The 17,487-nt window shown below is 38.4% G+C and carries 13 protein-coding genes, 1 tRNA gene and 3 pseudogenes; 11 read left to right on the forward strand and 6 right to left on the reverse strand.

Annotation, left to right across the window (positions count from 1 at the left end; all coding sequences use genetic code 11):
- Window positions 1-117 precede the first annotated feature (117 nt).
- The 7 genes and pseudogenes from EJF25_RS16790 to EJF25_RS16815 all read left to right on the forward strand — a co-directional run bounded on the left by EJF25_RS16790 (window position 118) and on the right by EJF25_RS16815 (window position 6,705).
- A pseudogene (locus EJF25_RS16790) lies at window positions 118-658 on the forward strand (flavodoxin family protein).
- Window positions 659-937: 279 nt separating this feature from the next.
- A pseudogene (locus EJF25_RS26630) lies at window positions 938-1,751 on the forward strand (4Fe-4S binding protein); the annotation flags it as partial.
- A 68-nt stretch (window positions 1,752-1,819) separates the two neighbouring features.
- Window positions 1,820-2,446: pseudogene (locus EJF25_RS26635) on the forward strand (4Fe-4S dicluster domain-containing protein); the annotation flags it as partial.
- 19 nt (window positions 2,447-2,465) lie between these two features.
- Complete coding sequence (locus EJF25_RS16800) at window positions 2,466-3,869, forward strand: aldo/keto reductase (protein WP_125042034.1); 1,404 nt, start codon at window positions 2,466-2,468, stop codon at window positions 3,867-3,869.
- Window positions 3,869-4,288: a DUF1893 domain-containing protein gene (locus tag EJF25_RS16805; protein ID WP_125042035.1), complete on the forward strand. Its 420-nt coding sequence runs from the start codon at window positions 3,869-3,871 to the stop codon at window positions 4,286-4,288. Before EJF25_RS16800 ends, EJF25_RS16805 begins: the two co-directional genes overlap by 1 nt.
- A 2-nt stretch (window positions 4,289-4,290) precedes the next feature.
- Entirely contained in the window at window positions 4,291-6,180 is a 1,890-nt protein-coding gene (locus EJF25_RS16810) for a TonB-dependent receptor (RefSeq protein ID WP_125042036.1), read from the forward strand.
- 12 nt (window positions 6,181-6,192) lie between these two features.
- Entirely contained in the window at window positions 6,193-6,705 is a 513-nt protein-coding gene (locus EJF25_RS16815; protein ID WP_125042037.1) for an ECF transporter S component, read from the forward strand.
- Between the two features lie 84 nt (window positions 6,706-6,789).
- Here EJF25_RS16815 and EJF25_RS16820 read toward each other — a convergent pair whose 3' ends face one another.
- Genes EJF25_RS16820 through EJF25_RS16835 form a run of 4 tightly spaced genes read right to left on the reverse strand, consistent with a single transcriptional unit; the run spans window position 6,790 to window position 11,483 of the window.
- Window positions 6,790-7,959, reverse strand: coding sequence for an ABC transporter permease (locus EJF25_RS16820; protein ID WP_125042038.1), 1,170 nt, complete (start codon window positions 7,957-7,959; stop codon window positions 6,790-6,792).
- Window positions 7,943-9,127 carry an ABC transporter permease gene (locus EJF25_RS16825; protein WP_125042039.1) on the reverse strand — a complete coding sequence of 395 codons (1,185 nt, stop codon included), beginning with the start codon at window positions 9,125-9,127 and terminating at the stop codon, window positions 7,943-7,945. The genes EJF25_RS16820 and EJF25_RS16825 overlap by 17 nt, the downstream gene beginning before the upstream one ends.
- A 4-nt stretch (window positions 9,128-9,131) precedes the next feature.
- The gene (locus EJF25_RS16830; protein WP_125042040.1) at window positions 9,132-10,121 is read right to left on the reverse strand and encodes an HlyD family secretion protein; all 990 of its coding nucleotides are present in this window, start codon (window positions 10,119-10,121) and stop codon (window positions 9,132-9,134) included.
- A gap of 6 nt (window positions 10,122-10,127) precedes the next feature.
- Complete coding sequence (locus EJF25_RS16835; RefSeq protein WP_370685726.1) at window positions 10,128-11,483, reverse strand: TolC family protein; 1,356 nt, start codon at window positions 11,481-11,483, stop codon at window positions 10,128-10,130.
- A gap of 301 nt (window positions 11,484-11,784) precedes the next feature.
- Here EJF25_RS16835 and EJF25_RS16840 point away from each other — a divergent pair.
- From EJF25_RS16840 to EJF25_RS16855, 4 genes are all read left to right on the forward strand, one after another.
- Window positions 11,785-11,857 (forward strand) — tRNA-Gly (locus EJF25_RS16840).
- A 221-nt stretch (window positions 11,858-12,078) separates the two neighbouring features.
- Window positions 12,079-13,572 carry a proline--tRNA ligase gene (gene proS / locus EJF25_RS16845; protein WP_125042042.1) on the forward strand — a complete coding sequence of 498 codons (1,494 nt, stop codon included), beginning with the start codon at window positions 12,079-12,081 and terminating at the stop codon, window positions 13,570-13,572.
- A gap of 158 nt (window positions 13,573-13,730) precedes the next feature.
- The gene (locus EJF25_RS16850; RefSeq protein ID WP_125042043.1) at window positions 13,731-14,408 is read left to right on the forward strand and encodes a response regulator transcription factor; all 678 of its coding nucleotides are present in this window, start codon (window positions 13,731-13,733) and stop codon (window positions 14,406-14,408) included.
- A gap of 22 nt (window positions 14,409-14,430) precedes the next feature.
- A complete protein-coding gene (locus EJF25_RS16855) occupies window positions 14,431-15,708 on the forward strand; it encodes a sensor histidine kinase (RefSeq protein ID WP_125042044.1) in 1,278 nt (425 codons plus the stop codon).
- Window positions 15,709-15,791: 83 nt separating this feature from the next.
- On the opposite strand, the gene EJF25_RS16860 is transcribed toward EJF25_RS16855, so the two are convergent.
- Together EJF25_RS16860 and EJF25_RS16865 are read right to left on the reverse strand one after the other, a co-directional pair.
- Window positions 15,792-16,748, reverse strand: a complete 957-nt coding sequence (locus tag EJF25_RS16860) for an ABC transporter permease (protein ID WP_125042045.1) — start codon at window positions 16,746-16,748, stop codon at window positions 15,792-15,794.
- Window positions 16,741-17,484, reverse strand: coding sequence for an ABC transporter ATP-binding protein (locus tag EJF25_RS16865; protein WP_125042046.1), 744 nt, complete (start codon window positions 17,482-17,484; stop codon window positions 16,741-16,743). Before EJF25_RS16865 ends, EJF25_RS16860 begins: the two co-directional genes overlap by 8 nt.
- Between the last annotated feature and the right edge of the window lie 3 nt (window positions 17,485-17,487).

The raw sequence follows: 17,487 nt of genomic DNA on the forward strand, positions 1-17,487 counted from the left end.
GTTTTTACTGTATCGGTAAAAATGGTAATATCATCTGTAATTTATATACGAAAGTATTGGTAAGCTCTGCATACTTTTGCAAAGTGAATGATCAATAACAATTTAAAGGCTACGATTATGAGTAAAAAAGTTCTGATACTATCATCCAGTCCCCGTAGAGGAGGAAACTCAGACAGGCTGTGTGATGAGTTTTTAAAAGGTGCCGAGTCAGCAGGGAATGAAGTGGAAAAGATTTTCTTGAAAGACAAACAAATCAATTATTGTACGGGATGTAGTGTTTGTAGTATGTACGGGAAACCTTGTCCGCAAAAAGATGATGCAGCAGACATCATTGAAAAAATGATAGGAGCAGATGTGATTGTAATGGCAACTCCTGTTTATTTCTATACTATGTGCGCACAGATGAAAACACTGATTGACCGTTGCTGTGCCCGTTATCTCGAAATACGCAATAAAGAATTCTATTTTATTATAGCTGCTGCAGAAGAAAGTGTTCCGATGATGGAACGAACCATTGAGGGTTTCCGAGGCTTCCTTGATTGTCTGGAAGAAACCAGTAGAGAAAGGAGTGGTTTATGGAATTGGTGCCTGGAAGGTAGGAGAGATAGAAGGAAAACTTTCGATGGTGGAAGCCTATGAAATGGGAAGCAATGTCTGATAGATTTTATAACATGAAGAAGTATATAGAAATGAAACTGTAAAAAGACTGCTCGTTGATATATCCAAATGATGTATTGACGGGCAGTTTTTCTATTAAAAGAAAGTAAATCTGTAATATTGGTATAACTTTCGGTAATTAAGATACGTGAAAAGTAAATCTCTGTGATTAAATTTGCACCATGATAAAATCCGTTTGTGGTGTATATATTATCAGACATACGGTAAAACTCTTTAAATAAAAGAATTTAAACTACTATAATTTGAAATTTATTTGATTATGCTACGTATTATTAGAATCACAACTGCTATTGTATGCTTTGTCATTATTACCCTGCTTTTTCTTGATTTTACAGGGACATTGCATACTTGGTTTGGTTGGCTGGCTAAAATTCAATTTTTACCTGCAATATTAGCATTGAATGTAGGTGTCGTACTATTTCTTGTAGCACTGACATTCATATTCGGGCGTGTTTATTGTTCGGTGATATGTCCTTTAGGAGTGTTTCAGGATATTATTTCTTGGTTTTCCGGAAAACGGAAGAAAAATCGTTTCCGTTATTCACCGGCGAAAAAGTGGTTGCGTTACGGAGTCTTAGCTGTGTTTGTTGTAGCTATGATTGCGGGATGGAATGCTTTAGCCATTCTTGTGGCACCTTATAGTGCTTATGGACGTATGGCATCCAGTCTTTTAGCTCCTGTTTGGCAATGGGGGAATAATCTTCTTGCCTATTTGGCAGAACGAGCAGATAGCTATGCTTTCTATGAAGTGGATGTTTGGATGAAAAGTCTTTCTACTTTGATGGTTTCAGTCGTAACCTTTATCGTGTTGTTTATATTAGCATGGCGTAACGGACGTGCTTATTGTAACACAATCTGTCCTGTTGGAACTATCTTGGGATTTATATCCCGCTATTCTGTCTTCAAACCAATGATTGATACGAGCCAATGTAACAATTGTGGGTTGTGTGCGCGTAACTGTAAGGCATCCTGTATTAATCCGAAAGCACATGAAATTGATTATAGTCGTTGCGTCGCTTGTATGGATTGTATCGGAAAGTGTAAACATGGAGCTATCAAATATACCCGGCGAGTTTCTAGAACAGTAAATGACGAATCGGTTTCATTGGAAACATCACAAGTGAATTCAACATCAGCGAGTAACTCTCGCCGTAGCTTCCTGTCATCATCTGCAATCTTTGCCACAACAGCTATTCTGAAAGCGCAGGAAAAGAAAGTGGACGGTGGATTGGCTGCCATTGAAGATAAAAAGATTCCCAATCGGGAAAATAAGATTTTCCCTGCCGGTGCATTAAGTGCACGTAATTTTACACAGCATTGTACGGCTTGCCAGCTATGTGTCTCTGTTTGTCCTAGTCAAGTACTTCGTCCCTCAGGTAATTTAATGACGTTAATGCAACCGGAGATGTCATACGAACGTGGCTATTGTCGGCCTGAATGTACTAAATGCGCGGATGTATGTCCCGCAGGTGCTATTCATCCGATTACTACCGCTGATAAATCAGCGACTCAAATCGGTCACGCTGTATGGGTAAAAGAGAATTGTGTTCCATTAACAGATGGAAAGGAATGTGGTAACTGTGCTCGTCACTGCCCGACCAATGCGATACAAATGGTTCCATCAGATCCTGATATTTCGGATTCCCCTAAAATTCCGGTAGTAAATGTGGAACGTTGTATCGGTTGTGGAGCTTGTGAGAATTTATGTCCGTCACGTCCGTTCAGTGCAATCTATGTATCCGGGCATCTGATGCACCGAGTTGTATAATCTAATTCGATATAAGATTATGGAAGAAAAAAATAAAAAAGAAATGAATCGAAGAGACTTCATAAAGATTGTAGGTATTAGTGCTGCTACATCAACAGGCTTGCTGTATGGATGCTCTTCTAATAATCATTCTACTTCAAGTGCAGTTTCGGCAGAAAAAGAGATTCCTACCGACAAAATGACCTATCGCATTGCTCCTTCTACAGGAGATCGTGTTTCGTTATTAGGATATGGATGTATGAGATGGCCACTCAAACCGGCTCCTGACGGTAAAGGTGAATTGATTGACCAAGACGCTGTTAATGAATTGGTGGACTACGCTATTGCTCATGGAGTAAACTATTTCGATACATCTCCGGCATATGTTCAAGGTTTTTCTGAAAAGGCGACGGGTATTGCATTAAGTCGTCACCCACGTGATAAATATTATATTGCTACCAAATTGTCTAATTTCGATCCAAGTACATGGTCTCGTGAGGCTTCTTTAAAAATGTACCATAAATCATTCACAGATCTTCAGGTAGATTACATTGATTATATGTTGCTTCATGGTATCGGAATGGGTGGAATGGATGCTCTCAAAGGCAGGTATCTGGATAACGGAATGCTGGATTTCTTGATTAAAGAACGTGAAGCGGGACGTATTCGCAATCTTGGATTTTCTTATCATGGTGATATTGAAGTATATGATTACTTGCTTTCGTTGCATGATGAAATAAAGTGGGATTTTGTGCAAATACAACTCAATTATGTTGATTGGAAGCATGCTAAAGAAGTGAATGCTAGGAATACAGATGCGGAATATTTATATCAGGAACTGGAAAAACGTGACATTCCAGCCGTTATAATGGAGCCACTTTTAGGAGGACGTTTGTCTAAACTGAATGATCATCTGGTTGCACGTCTTAAACAACGTAGCCCTGAAACCAGCGTAGCGTCATGGGCATTCCGTTATGCGGGATCTCCGGAGAAGGTACTTACTGTTTTAAGTGGAATGACCTATATGGAGCATTTACAGGATAATCTCCGTACTTATTCTCCTTTGCAGCCACTTACCGACGAAGAGAAAGACTTTTTGGAGGAAACGGCTCTGTTAATGTTGAATTATCCTACAATACCCTGTAACGATTGCAAATATTGTATGCCATGTCCATACGGACTGGATATACCCGGAGTATTGTTGCACTATAATCGCTGTGTCAATGAGGGTAATGTACCAAGTAGCGGACAGGATAAAAATTATGCGAAGGCGCGTCGTGCATTTCTTATCGGTTATGATCGTAGCGTTCCTAAACTGCGACAAGCCAGCCATTGTATCGGATGCAACCAATGTGTGCCTCATTGCCCACAGAATATTGATATACCTGGGGAGTTACACCGCATCGATCAATTTGTAGAACAACTGAAACAAGGAACACTATAATGGAAGAACTAATTAATTTATTACATTCGGGAGGATATTCCTGTGTGATAGCCAATGGAGAAGTACATCGAACTTTCACTCAGCGTGGAGTAGCCGATTTATATGATTTGCTAACTCAGGAACCGGATTTCCTTCGGGGGGCTTCCATTGCTGATAAGGTAGTCGGTAAAGGTGCTGCTGCATTAATGATTCTGGGAGGTATAAAGGAATTATATACTGATATTATCAGTTCTAAAGCTTTGGAATTATTCCGTCAGTCAGACGTGAAAGTCGATTTTAAACAAGAGGTACCGTTTATCTGGAATCGTGATCGTACCGGATGGTGTCCTGTAGAAACGATGTGTAGTGAAGTGGAGACTGCCGAGGCAATATTACCGTTAATTCATGATTTTATTGGAAAAATGAGAAATAAAAAATGAGAATGATAAAGAACACAGCCGGGATTATTTTAATAAATAGTTTGTTTTCCTTTTCAGGGGCTGCACAAGTTAAAAAAGATACGACACATATTGGGAGGAGTTATGCAATTGATGAAGTGGTGGTTACAGGAACACGCAATGAAACAGATGTTCGTCATCTTCCGATGACCATATCTGTGGTAGGACGTCCTCAAATAGAAAGTAGATATGATGCTTCGTTGCTGCCACTTTTGACAGAACAGGTGCCGGGATTGTTTATCACTAGTCGTGGTACGATGGGATATGGCGTATCTACAGGGGCAGCGGGTGGTATGAGCCTACGTGGTGTCGGAGGAAGTCCGACGGCTGGATTGCTGGTCTTGATTGACGGACATCCTCAATACATGGGATTAATGGGTCATCCAATAGCGGACGCTTATCAATCAATGATGGCCGAAAAAGTAGAAGTGGTACGTGGACCTGCATCTGTTCTATACGGTTCTAATGCGATGGGGGGAGTTATTAATATAGTTACCCGTAAGCAGCTGGAAGATGGAGTAAATACTGATATGCAAGTGGGTTACGGTTCGTATAATACTTTGCAGACAGAATTGTCCAACCGGGTAAGAAAGGGACGTTTCAGTAGTGTTATTACAGGTTCATATAACCGTACAGATGGCCATCGCTCAGATATGGAATTTGAGCAATATGGTGGATATGCCAAATTAGGATATGATCTTAGTAATTATTGGAAAGTGTGGGGAGATGTAAATGTTACCCATTTCAACGCTTCCAATCCGGGAACCATTCAAACTCCTCTTATTGATAATGATTCTCGTATAACCCGGGGAATGAGCTCATTTGCTTTGGAGAATCGTTACGAAAAGACTTCCGGTGCTCTGAGTTTCTTCTACAATTGGGGACGGCATAAAATCAATGACGGATATTCAGCAGGAAAAGCACCTCAGAAATCACATTTCAATTCTAAAGATAAAATGATGGGTGTTTCCTGGTTTCAGAGTGCCAGCTTTTTTTCTGGTAATCGCCTGACTGTAGGTTTTGACTATCAGCATTTTGGAGGTGAATCATGGAATAGGGTAGTAGCAACAGGTGAACGAATCCCTGGAGTTGATAAACAAGTGGATGAGTTTGCCGGATATGTAGATTTCCGACAGGATTTGTATAGCTGGTTGTCTGTGGATGCGGGTGTTCGTGTTGATCATCATTCACATGTGGGAACAGAGTGGATTCCACAAGGAGGATTGGCATTCCATTTGCCCAAAAGTGCGGAATTAAAAGCAATGATAAGCAAAGGTTATCGTAATCCAACTATTCGTGATATGTATATGTTCCCTCCTGCAAATCCGGATTTGAAAGCAGAAAGGTTGATGAATTATGAATTGTCATATTCGCAACGTCTGTTGGGAGGTGCGCTTTCATATGGTTTGAGTCTTTATTATATTAATGGAGATAATATAATCATGTCCAATGGCTTAATGCCTCCACTCAATGTAAATTCAGGTGAGATTGAAAATTGGGGGATTGAAACGAATATGGGATATCGGATTAATTCTCATTGGAGTGTTAATGCTAATTATAGCTGGTTACATATGGAGAATCCGGTTCTTGCTGCTCCCGAACATAAATTGTATGCTGGAGCAAACTTTACTTCAGGACGTTGGAGTTTGGCTACAGGAATACAATATGTGAAAGGACTCTATACTAGTGTAATTAAAGGGAATGAAAAGCAAGATAGTTTTGTACTGTGGAATCTTAGGGGAAGTTATCGCTTATGTAATTATGCCAGTGTCTTTGTAAAAGGTGAGAACTTATTAGCACAACAGTATGAAATTAATCTAGGATATCCAATGCCTAAAGCAACCTTTATGGGTGGTATAAATTTAAACTTTTAAAAAATAAATAATATGGAAACAACATCTGTGAAATTCTATTCACTCAATTATAGTGATATAAAGACATATTTGGCAGCCTCTTTATTCATTGTAGGCAACATCCTTTTCCCTCAACTTTTTCATCTCATTCCCCAAGGTGGAATAACTTGGCTGCCAATTTATTTCTTTACATTAATCGGTGCTTATAAGTATGGTTGGAAAGTTGGTCTACTGACTGCTATCCTGTCACCTGTAATCAACTCTCTATTATTTGGTATGCCAATGCCTGTCGCATTGCCTGCCATTCTTTTGAAATCAATACTACTGGCTATTTCTGCCGGATGGGCTGCTCAACACTTCGGACGTATATCTATTTCTATTTTAGTAGTTGTAGTCTTAAGTTATCAGATAGTCGGTACTTTAGGAGAGTGGATTTATGTTGGTAATTTCTTTAAAGCTATTCAAGATTTTCGTATAGGTATCCTTGGTATGTGTCTACAAGTATTTGGAGGTTATTTTCTTATCAAATATTTGATTCATAGATAATAACGAGATACTTCATACAAAAAACAAGAGGTGGCACTTTATTGTAATAAAGAACTACCTCTTGTTTTTTATTCTGCTGATTGTTTAATTCAGTTTTTTCTTATATACCCATATGCTCAATAGAAAATAGATTCCTGCCTGAATCCACAAAGTGATATATTCCGGTCGGATGTCAGCCATACTCGCTCCCATTGAGTTTAACTTCACAAAAGCAAGTGTACCCGGTGCTGCCGGAAGAATGTAATGGGCTGCTTTCCAATACCATGGCATTAACTCCATTGGATAAGAAACTCCCGAGAGGAAAATCAATCCAACTGAGAAGAAGGCTATCATAAGTAAGGGTGCTTCCGAATCTGTAAAATAACGCGAAGCTGCTAATCCGAGAAATGAAGTAGCTATGAGATATGGAATCATCAATAAGACAATGTATAATCCATTGCCAATATTAGGAATACTAAAAAAGTATGGGAGCAGGCCTAACAAGAAAAAAGCAAAGACAGCATATAGACTGCAATATACAAAAGTCTTTCCTGCCACAATACGTATAGCGGTTCCCCATCCTTGTCCAAAAGGTATATAAACCTGAATTCCTCTCGTACTATATTCTTCTCCGGTCGCCATCCCGATGACCATTAATAATGTTTGAAAAATGATAATCATCATAACTGCCGGAATCAAATAAGATCCATATCCCTCTGTGTAGTTGTAAAGTGCCGTTCCTGAAACATTGACAGGTTGTGCCATAGCTACAGCCAATAAACCTTGAGGAGGTAGAAAGACTGCTCCATCCGGACGATATTTATCGTTGATTGCCAACATTACTAATGAAGAGGAGCCTTGTAGAGCTTCGAAATATAGAAAAGCGTCAGTTGTAGCATATAAAGAGAATACAGCTTCATCTCCCCGAAATACCCGTTCTTCAAAATCAGGGGGTAGATAGATAATTCCTTGTACTTTTCCTGTTTTCATCCATTCTTTCGCTTCATGATAGTCTATAGCCTGATCATAAATTTCTGTTTGTGGAGTAGCATCCAACCATCGAATAAAATTACGACTTAACTGGCTGTGAGAATTATCAACTACTGCTACCGGAACATTAGTTACGATATTAGGAGCATACATATAGTTATAGAGTAATCCATATACGAAAATTCCTCCTATCAATACCAATAGTATAGCATAACTGGTACTAATAGCCACAAATTCACGATGGATGATGAACGATATCTGTTGTAACTTACTTAATTTTTTCATACTTATGACTTTCTATAGCTCGTTTCAAATACGGAAGTAACAGGAATGCCAACAAAGGGAATATACACAATATTACAGCCGTTGTCCAAAGATGAATAAATCCACTGCCACCATAAAGCATCATTTGCATTGCTTCCATAAAATGACGGACTGGGAAAAGGTAAGATGCATCCCTTACTAACGGGAACATATTAGGGACAGGAAAAGTTACTCCTGATAAAGTGGCACCTAAAGAACCCACCATCGACACAATACTGATGATTAAGGAAATGGCAGGAAACAGTGAAAATAAGAACAAACCAAGAGCTTGTGTTGCTATAATGAAAAGAACAGTCATACTATTCATTAACAACCAACTTCCCTGAAAAGGAATATGTAGAATACCAAACATTACATAATTGGCAAACCATCCTATCAATATATAAATGATAGTATAAGGTAGCAATTTCCCTAATACAGCTGTTACCATATTGCCTTTTGCAACAGCCAGCCATTCATCAGCTGTTCGGAATTTTATTTCAATACCCGTTGCATATACAGTGGTGAGTAAAATCAACACTTGAAATAAAACAAAAAAGAAAGGCTGACTTAGATACACCGAATAATCCAGGCTCGGATTGTAAATAGGATGATTATTAGCCTGGACAGGTAATAGAAAAGTCGTAATCTGTTCTTGATCTACTCCTAATGCGACAGCTTGCATCACGATAGGAGAAAGAGATACAGGAGCCAGGGATGTTTCAAATGCTGCCATCAGTTCACCGCCCACCGACATAAGTGCATAATGATAATAATATGATAAAGTTGCATTCTTTCCGGTAATAGCATCTTGTTCAAATTGAGGGGGAATAGAAAGATAACCATATATTTCCTTTTTCTGCACAGCTTTCCGGGCAGCAGCTTCATTTACGAAATGCTGTGTCACTTTAAAAGTAGGCACAGCTGATATATTACGGACAATCGCTCTGGAACTTGCTGTATTATCCTGATCGATAATACCGATAGGAATATTTTCCATTTGTCCGTTGCCGAAAATTGTTGCCATAAAAAAGAGGATGAACAGTGGGAGTACAATACACACGCCAAAATAAAGACGTCGTGAAGTCATACGATGCCACTCTCTCAGTAACACAGCGTGAAAAGGATGATATGTTTGTGATGAACTCATGCTTTTAATCGTTTAGCGTCAATAATACGGACATTCCCGGACGCAAATCTTCTACTTTTTGTGTGGGACGAGCATGAATCTCGAAAGTACGTAAATCATAACTTCCCGTCTGTTTGGTTGATTTCCATGTAGCAAAACTACCCAGGGGACTAATATAATAGATTTTAAATTCAATATTCTCTTTACCGATAGCCGGAACATTTGCAGTAAATGTTTCTCCCATTTTGAATTGTGGCATTAGATCTTCCCGTACATTGAGTACGACATGTACATCATTCATAACTACCAGATTCATGATAGGTGTTCCCGGTGCAACCAACTCTCCACGTTTTGGAAAAATAGTTGCAATCTGTCCGTCTTCGGGTGCAGTTAATCGAGCATCAACTAATAAAGCAGAGACTTCGTCTACTGTACTTCGTGCAGCGTCTACCATACTGGCAGCAGATGCTTTGTCTTCTTTCTGTGCACCGTCTACAGCCATCTGATATTGCTCATATGCTGCCCGCTCGGCTGCTACTGCTGCTTTATACATTGCTTCTACTTCATCTTTTCGTTGAGAAGTGACTACACTATCATTATATAAGGTAAGAATTCGATTATAAGTTGTTTTTGCTAATGTCAGATCACTTTTGGTTTTATTCCATAATTGCAATGCTGTAGCCACAATCTGCTTGCGGGTTCCTGCATCAATCTTTTTATTTTGCTGCATAGCTACTTGTTCCAAAGCATTTACTTGCTGGTATTTGGCATGTATTTCGGGACTATTGATAACGACGAGTGTATCTCCCTGACGTACCCAATCGCCTTCTTTCACAAAGAATGTGTCAATACGTCCGGGAAGTTTCCCACTGATACGAATCTCTGTAGCTTCCGCCTGTCCTTGCAGAACTAGCGGTTGTTTATGCATCAATATCATTCCCAGGGCTGTGAAGATGGCAACTGCCAGCATGATGATGACAAAGGCCCAGGAAAGGGTTCTACTAGTTGGTTTCATTATTTCTTACGGTTTAGGTTGATAGTTTACAAATTGTTCCGGTGTGCCACAAAGTGAAAGTAAATTCATCAGTGCCACATCATATTCATAATAAGCAGCCAGTCGGGCTACTTTCACTTTCGAAAGCATTGTTTCCGCATCAATTACTTCAGTAGATGTTGCCATTCCCTCAGTAAAAGACTTTTTGCGGATACGTACTAATTCTTCACTCAATTCAATGGTTGCATTTAAAGCTTTTACATTGTCTTGGGCTTTTTGAAGTTGTGTATATAGTTTGTCTACTCCTACAGCCAGATCATCCCGAGCTTTCATTTGTCCCAAGACTAAGGTCTGTTGTGTCAGTTTCGATTGCCGGATACGTTTTTCACGATCCAAGCCATCGAACAGATTCCATGTAAATCCGATTCCGACCATAGTACGAGGGACTAGATTACTTTGAATGCCATGAGAATAAAGAGTTTGTTTACCGAATAACGCAATATTGGGCAAATAACCGCTTTGATCGATGCGTACTTGTTGTTTGGCAATATGTTCTTGCAAATGCAATTGGTTGAGTAGATAGTTACCACTTCCCACTGATAAATTGAAAAGCATTTTGGGAGGTAGGGAGTCATTCATAAACAAAGGAGAGGTAGGGACAATATTTTCATCCATATCTTTTTTGTTTAATAAGGTCTTAAGAGCACTTTGCATGACAGTTTCTTCTTTTTGGGCAGCTTCCAATTCCCGTCTTGCTTCGTCCATATTTACTTGGGCAAACAAACGTCCTGCTTTATCTATCATTCCTGCTGCTTCTAGTTTCAGAGCATTCTCATAGTGTTTTTGTAGTCCTTTGTATGTTTCTTCCCGAACCGTCACAATCTGTTGTGCCAGCCGAAGCCCATAATAACTTTCGGCTAACAGATTTTGTTGGTTGGCAGAAACTTCCGCACGACTTTCTCTAGCCAAATCTACCATTGTACGTCCAATATTTGTGGCACGAAATCGCTTACCTCCGGAAAAAAGTACCCATTCAGCCGATACATCAACTGTTGTTAAATTGCGTGGAGTTAGAGGAAAAATAAGTGTATTGGTTCCGATTTGGTCAAGGATAGATGAGATTATCTGATCATTGGGAATTATAGAATGCACAAAGTCCTTAGCTGGATCCGTAAATTGAGACAGAGGTTGTTTTACCTCAATCTTTTCCGACATATGCACGAACGCTCCAGTGGACTGTAGACTAGGATACCAAAAAGCATTTAACTTATCACGTTCAGTCTTAGCTATCTCTATACTTTTATCTGCTATTTTCAAACTCTGATTCCCTTGTTGGAGCAGACGTAATGATTCTTCGAAACTTAACGAAGTCTGTGCCTTCATCTGAATGCTGAGGAAACATAAAGCAAATAATACAAATATCAGTTGATTCTTTTTCATGTTTATCAAATCTTATTTTAGAGACTTTCTAACAGATAAAAGAACAACTTTGTTCACTTTTAGGTACTCTAAGAGCTAATTACTACAAAATGAACAATTTATAATTCTGTAATATGATTTATTATGAAGACAGATTATGCTACTTGAAATTTTTCTTTCACTAAAGAATGAAATTTTATTTGAGATATAAAAATTATGTTTACCTTTGCATCACCATTGCAGAAGCACTTTTTGGGTGAATAATGCGGTAATAGCTCAGTTGGTAGAGCACTAGCTTCCCAAGCTGGGGGTCGCGAGTTCGAGCCTCGTTTACCGCTCTGTTAAAAATCAGATAGATAGTGTCAGATATCTATCTGATTTTTTTTTTCGTATTGAAGTCACTTATATCACTACTTATTAAGAAATATCAGTTAAAGACGAATCCCATAACATAAGTCATTATGAATAAAATAATGTATGAAGAATAGGCACAGTTCGTTCATTTTTCGTATTTTTGCATCCTGTTTGAACACTTAAGAAACTTAAATAGAAAAATATAATGGCAAAAGAACTGAAAGACCTGACCAAACGTAGTGAGAACTACTCTCAATGGTACAACGATTTGGTGGTAAAAGCAGACTTGGCAGAACAATCTGCCGTACGCGGATGTATGGTGATTAAGCCTTACGGATACGCTATCTGGGAAAAAATGCAGCGTCAATTAGACGATATGTTTAAAGAAACAGGACATGTGAATGCTTATTTCCCATTATTAATTCCGAAATCGTTCCTTAGTCGTGAAGCAGAGCATGTAGAAGGATTTGCTAAGGAATGTGCCGTGGTAACACACTATCGTTTGAAGAATGCAGAAGATGGTTCAGGCGTTGTGGTAGATCCGGCTGCAAAGTTGGAAGAAGAACTGATTATCCGCCCAACTTCTGAAACAATTATTTGGAATACATATAAGAATTGGATCCAGTCTTATCGTGATCTGCCTATCCTTTGTAATCAGTGGGCAAACGTATTCCGTTGGGAAATGCGTACCCGTTTATTCCTGCGTACTGCTGAATTCTTGTGGCAAGAGGGACATACAGCACATGCTACACGTGAAGAAGCTGAAGAAGAAGCACAAAGAATGCTGAATGTATATGCTGAATTCGCAGAAAAATATATGGCTGTTCCGGTTGTAAAAGGAGTGAAATCGGCTAACGAACGTTTTGCCGGCGCACTTGATACATATACAATTGAAGCTATGATGCAGGATGGAAAAGCATTGCAAAGCGGTACTTCCCATTTCTTGGGACAGAACTTTGCAAAGGCTTTCGATGTTCAGTTCGTAAACAAAGAAAATAAACTGGAGTATGTTTGGGCAACCTCATGGGGAGTTTCTACTCGTTTGATGGGTGCGCTTATTATGACTCATTCCGATGATAACGGTTTGGTTTTACCTCCACATTTGGCTCCGATTCAGGTTGTTATTGTTCCTATCTATAAAAACGATGAACAATTAAAACAAATTGATGTTAAAGTAGAAAGTATTGTTGCCAAGTTGAAAGCATTGGGTATTTCTGTAAAATATGATAATGCAGATAATAAGCGTCCGGGCTTCAAATTCGCAGATTATGAATTGAAGGGAGTTCCCGTACGTCTTGTGATGGGTGCACGTGATCTTGAGAATAATACAATGGAAGTGATGCGCCGCGATACACTTGAAAAAGAAACTGTATCTTGTGATGGCATTGAGACGTATGTTCAGAATTTGCTTGAAGAAATGCAGGCAAATATTTATAAGAAGGCGTTAGATTATCGTAACTCACATATCACTACAGTTGATTCTTACGATGAATTCAAGAAAAAAATCGAAGAAGGTGGTTTTATCCTGGCTCATTGGGATGGAACAACTGAAACTGAAGAAAAGATAAAAGAAGAAACGAAAGCTACGATCCGTTGTGTTCCGTTCGAATCGTTTGTTCCGGGTGATAAAGAACCGGGTAAATGTATGGTTACGGGTAAACCTTCTGCTTGTCGTGTAATCTTTGCACGTTCTTATTAAGATAATTATTTGATGTGAGAAAAATCCAATCTAGATCACATTAATTTGGTAAGAGTCTGAAATCTCCATTGAATTTCAGACTCTTTTTTTGTTCATTTCAGTTTTATTTCAGAAATATCCTTTTTCTTTGTATTCGTACAAGAAAAGGAGGACTTTTTATGAAGATATTAATTGTAGAAGATGAACCGGCTTTGAGAGAACTCATTCAACTTTCATTGGAGAAGGAACGTTATGTTGTAGAAACGGCAGATAGCTTCAATACAGCCTTATGTAAAATAGAAGATTATGACTATGATTGTATTTTGCTGGACATCATGTTACCGGATGGAAGCGGATTAGATCTTCTGGAGAAGTTGAAAGCAATGCATAAACGAGAAAATGTGATTATTATCTCAGCCAAAGACTCTTTGGAAGATAAAGTTTTGGGCTTGGAACTGGGAGCAGATGATTATTTACCAAAACCATTTCATTTGGTTGAATTGAATGCACGGATTAAAAGCGTTATTCGCCGTCACCAGAATGAGGGAGAAATAAATATTTGTCAGGGAAATGTGCGGATAGAACCGGATAAATTCAGAGTTTTCGTTGAAAATCAAGAATTGGAATTGAATCGTAAAGAGTATGATATCTTATTATACTTTATGAATCGCCCCGGAAGATTAATAAATAAAAATACGTTAGCTGAATCCGTTTGGGGGGATCACATTGATCAGGTAGATAATTTTGATTTTATTTATGCCCAAATCAAGAATCTTCGTAAGAAGTTGAAAGACTCGGGAGCTAATATAGAATTGAAGGCTGTTTATGGTTTTGGTTATAAGATGATTGTAGAATAAAAGTAACTAGTCACGCCTATACATGAAATTAATATATTACATCATTCTACGTATTTCTATAGCTTTAATTCTCATTCTAACAGTTTGGGCTGCCTTCTTTTATGTCACGATGATTGACGAAATTAATGATGAAGTAGATGATTCGTTGGAAGATTACTCAGAAACAATCATTATTCGTGCCTTAGCAGGAGAAGAGTTGCCTTCTAAAAATAATGGTTCTAATAACCAATATTATCTGACAGAAGTAAGTAAAGAATATGCAGAAAGCCATGAAGACATCCAATACAAAGACTCTATGGTTTATATTGTAGAAAAGGAAGAAAAGGAACCGGCGCGCATTCTGACTACTATATTTAAAGATGATGAGGGACGTTATCACAAACTTACCGTATCTACTCCTAGCATTGAAAAAGATGATTTGAAAGGCGCGATATTGCTTTGGGTTATTTTCTTGTATGTTGCTTTATCCCTTTGCATTATTTTTATTTCAGTATGGGTGTTTTATCGAAATATGCGTCCTTTATATGTGTTGCTTCATTGGTTGGATGGTTATCAAACAGGGAAAAAGAATGAACCTTTGAAAAATGATACTCAAATAACCGAGTTTCGTAAATTGAATGAAGCCGCTATCCGTTACGTTGAGCGTACAGAACAAATGTTCGAACAACAAAAGCAATTTATAGGAAATGCTTCGCACGAGATACAAACTCCGCTTGCTATCTGTCGTAACCGCTTGGAAATGTTAATGGAAGATGATTCATTAACTGAGAATCAATTGGAAGAACTGATGAAGACTCATCAAACGTTGGAATATATCACGAAATTAAATAAGTCCTTATTATTATTGACTAAAATAGATAACGGGCAATTTTCTGATACTAAAGATTTAGTATTGAATAACATCCTTAAACGGTATCTTGAAGATTACGAAGAAGTCTATAAGTATCGTAATATAAAAGTAACTATTGTAGAACAAGGTGAATTCTACGCAACAATGAATGAATCATTGACTATTGCTCTATTGACGAATCTTTTGAAAAATGCCTTTGTTCATAATGTAGATGGTGGCTCTATCCATGTTGAAATCACTAGGTATAGTATAACTTTTCGGAATACTGGAACAAACTACCCATTAGATAAGGAACACATTTTTGAGCGTTTCTATCAGGTTAGTAGAAAAGAAGGTTCTACCGGATTAGGGCTGGCCATTGCCGATTCTATCTGTCGTTTACAACATTTGAAACTTCAATACTATTTCGAACAACAAGAACATTGCTTCGAGATCTCGAAACATAACTAAAATAAGAACTGTATCAAAATTGATAATTGCTATCAGTTTTGATACAGTTTCTTTTCAGTATTATGAAAAATATCTGCAAGATTTTACCGTGATCTGACTTCTCGTCTCATAAATAGAATATATGAAAGAGCAAAACAAATAACAGTTGCTGCAATTAACCCTGTTACCTGAGGCCACACTACCATGAGGCTTTGACTTAATGGAAGTGGGCTTGGAATAGCACCTTGCATTTGTTCTACTGTAAGTGGTCCGAGACTTCTGACGGAAGGCATTAACAACGTAGTTGTCGCATCATTGAACAATTCATTGGGTGCCAGACGCATCAATCCGAGAATAAACTTCTGATAACTTATCCTTTGATAAGGAGAAGCCATTTGTGACGGACTCAATGCTTTTGCTACCAGATTGACAATCATTGAATAAAATACACTGAAAAATAGCCATACTGCCACAGAAGCCAAAGCAGATGTTGCCGCCTGTCGGAAACAAAGTGAAAACAGAATAGCCAGATTCAGCCAGAACGCTACATAGAAGATACTAAGTATGATAAAGAATATAATTCGCCAGAATTCTTCTGCTGTAGGAGGTATTCCAATTGCTATGAGTCCACATCCCATTACTAGAAAACCTAGTACAAACAACATCGTACCAACTACAATCAATGCGGCTACGAACTTTGCATTAATAATGCAGTCACGATGAATAGGTTGTGACAACATACGGCTCAAAGTACCTTTATTCTGCTCTGAATTTACCGCATCAAATCCCAAAGCTATTCCCAACAATGGACCTAAGAAGTTGATGAATAGCACAAATGAAGGAAGAGTACCGTCGGAAACAGTGAACAACTTTAAAAAGAGAAAAGAACTATCCGAATCATCTGCTTTGATGGATGCACCAATGCTAGTGAGAGCTGTATAGAGTGATCCCATACAAGTAAGTACAATGATCCCAATCAAAATAATAAATCGCCAGCTTTTAATATGATCGGATATCTCCTTATTTACGATGACCCAAAAAGGATGATTGACTTTATTCATGTCCGCTTCCTCCTTCCTCAAAATATTGATTGTAAATATCAGTCAACTCCTGTTTCTTATTTTTCAATTCTGCCAGATCAATAAGAGCAAGTAATTTACCACTACTAAACAAACCTACACGATCACATACTTTTTGTACCTGATCCAGATGATGCGACGAAAAGAGTACAGTTAGTCCTTCCTTTTTACTTAAAAAACGGATTAACTCAATGAATTCCTGAACACCTGCCGGATCAATACCGGAAGTCGGTTCGTCCAGAATAATGATTTCCGGTTTTTTAATAAGTACATCTGCTAATCCCAACCGTTGTCTCATTCCCCGGGAATACTTTCCGGTTTTCTTTTTCATCTGTTCTGCCAAACCGACGCGTTTCATCAATTCCTCAGCTCTAGTTCTTGCTTCTGAATCAGGAATACCATTCAAACGAGCAGTATATAACAGATTTTCCGGTCCGGTCATATCATCATAAAAGCCTACGTCTTCCGGTAGATAACCGATTTTTCTTTTTACTTCAATGGGATGTGTTGTCGAGTTAATACCACAAATTTCAACAGTTCCCGATGTCGGTTCTGTCAACCCCAGCATCATTAAAATAGTAGTAGACTTACCGGCACCATTCGGACCCAATAATCCAAAAATCTCTCCTTTTTGAATAGTCAGGCGAATATGATCTACAGCAGTAAAGTCACCGTATTGTTTAGTCAAGTCGGTAAGTACGATCATTTGTTCGCCCATAAT

Origin of the sequence: Bacteroides faecalis (genome assembly GCF_003865075.1) — a bacterium.
Lineage (GTDB): Bacteria > Bacteroidota > Bacteroidia > Bacteroidales > Bacteroidaceae > Bacteroides > Bacteroides faecalis.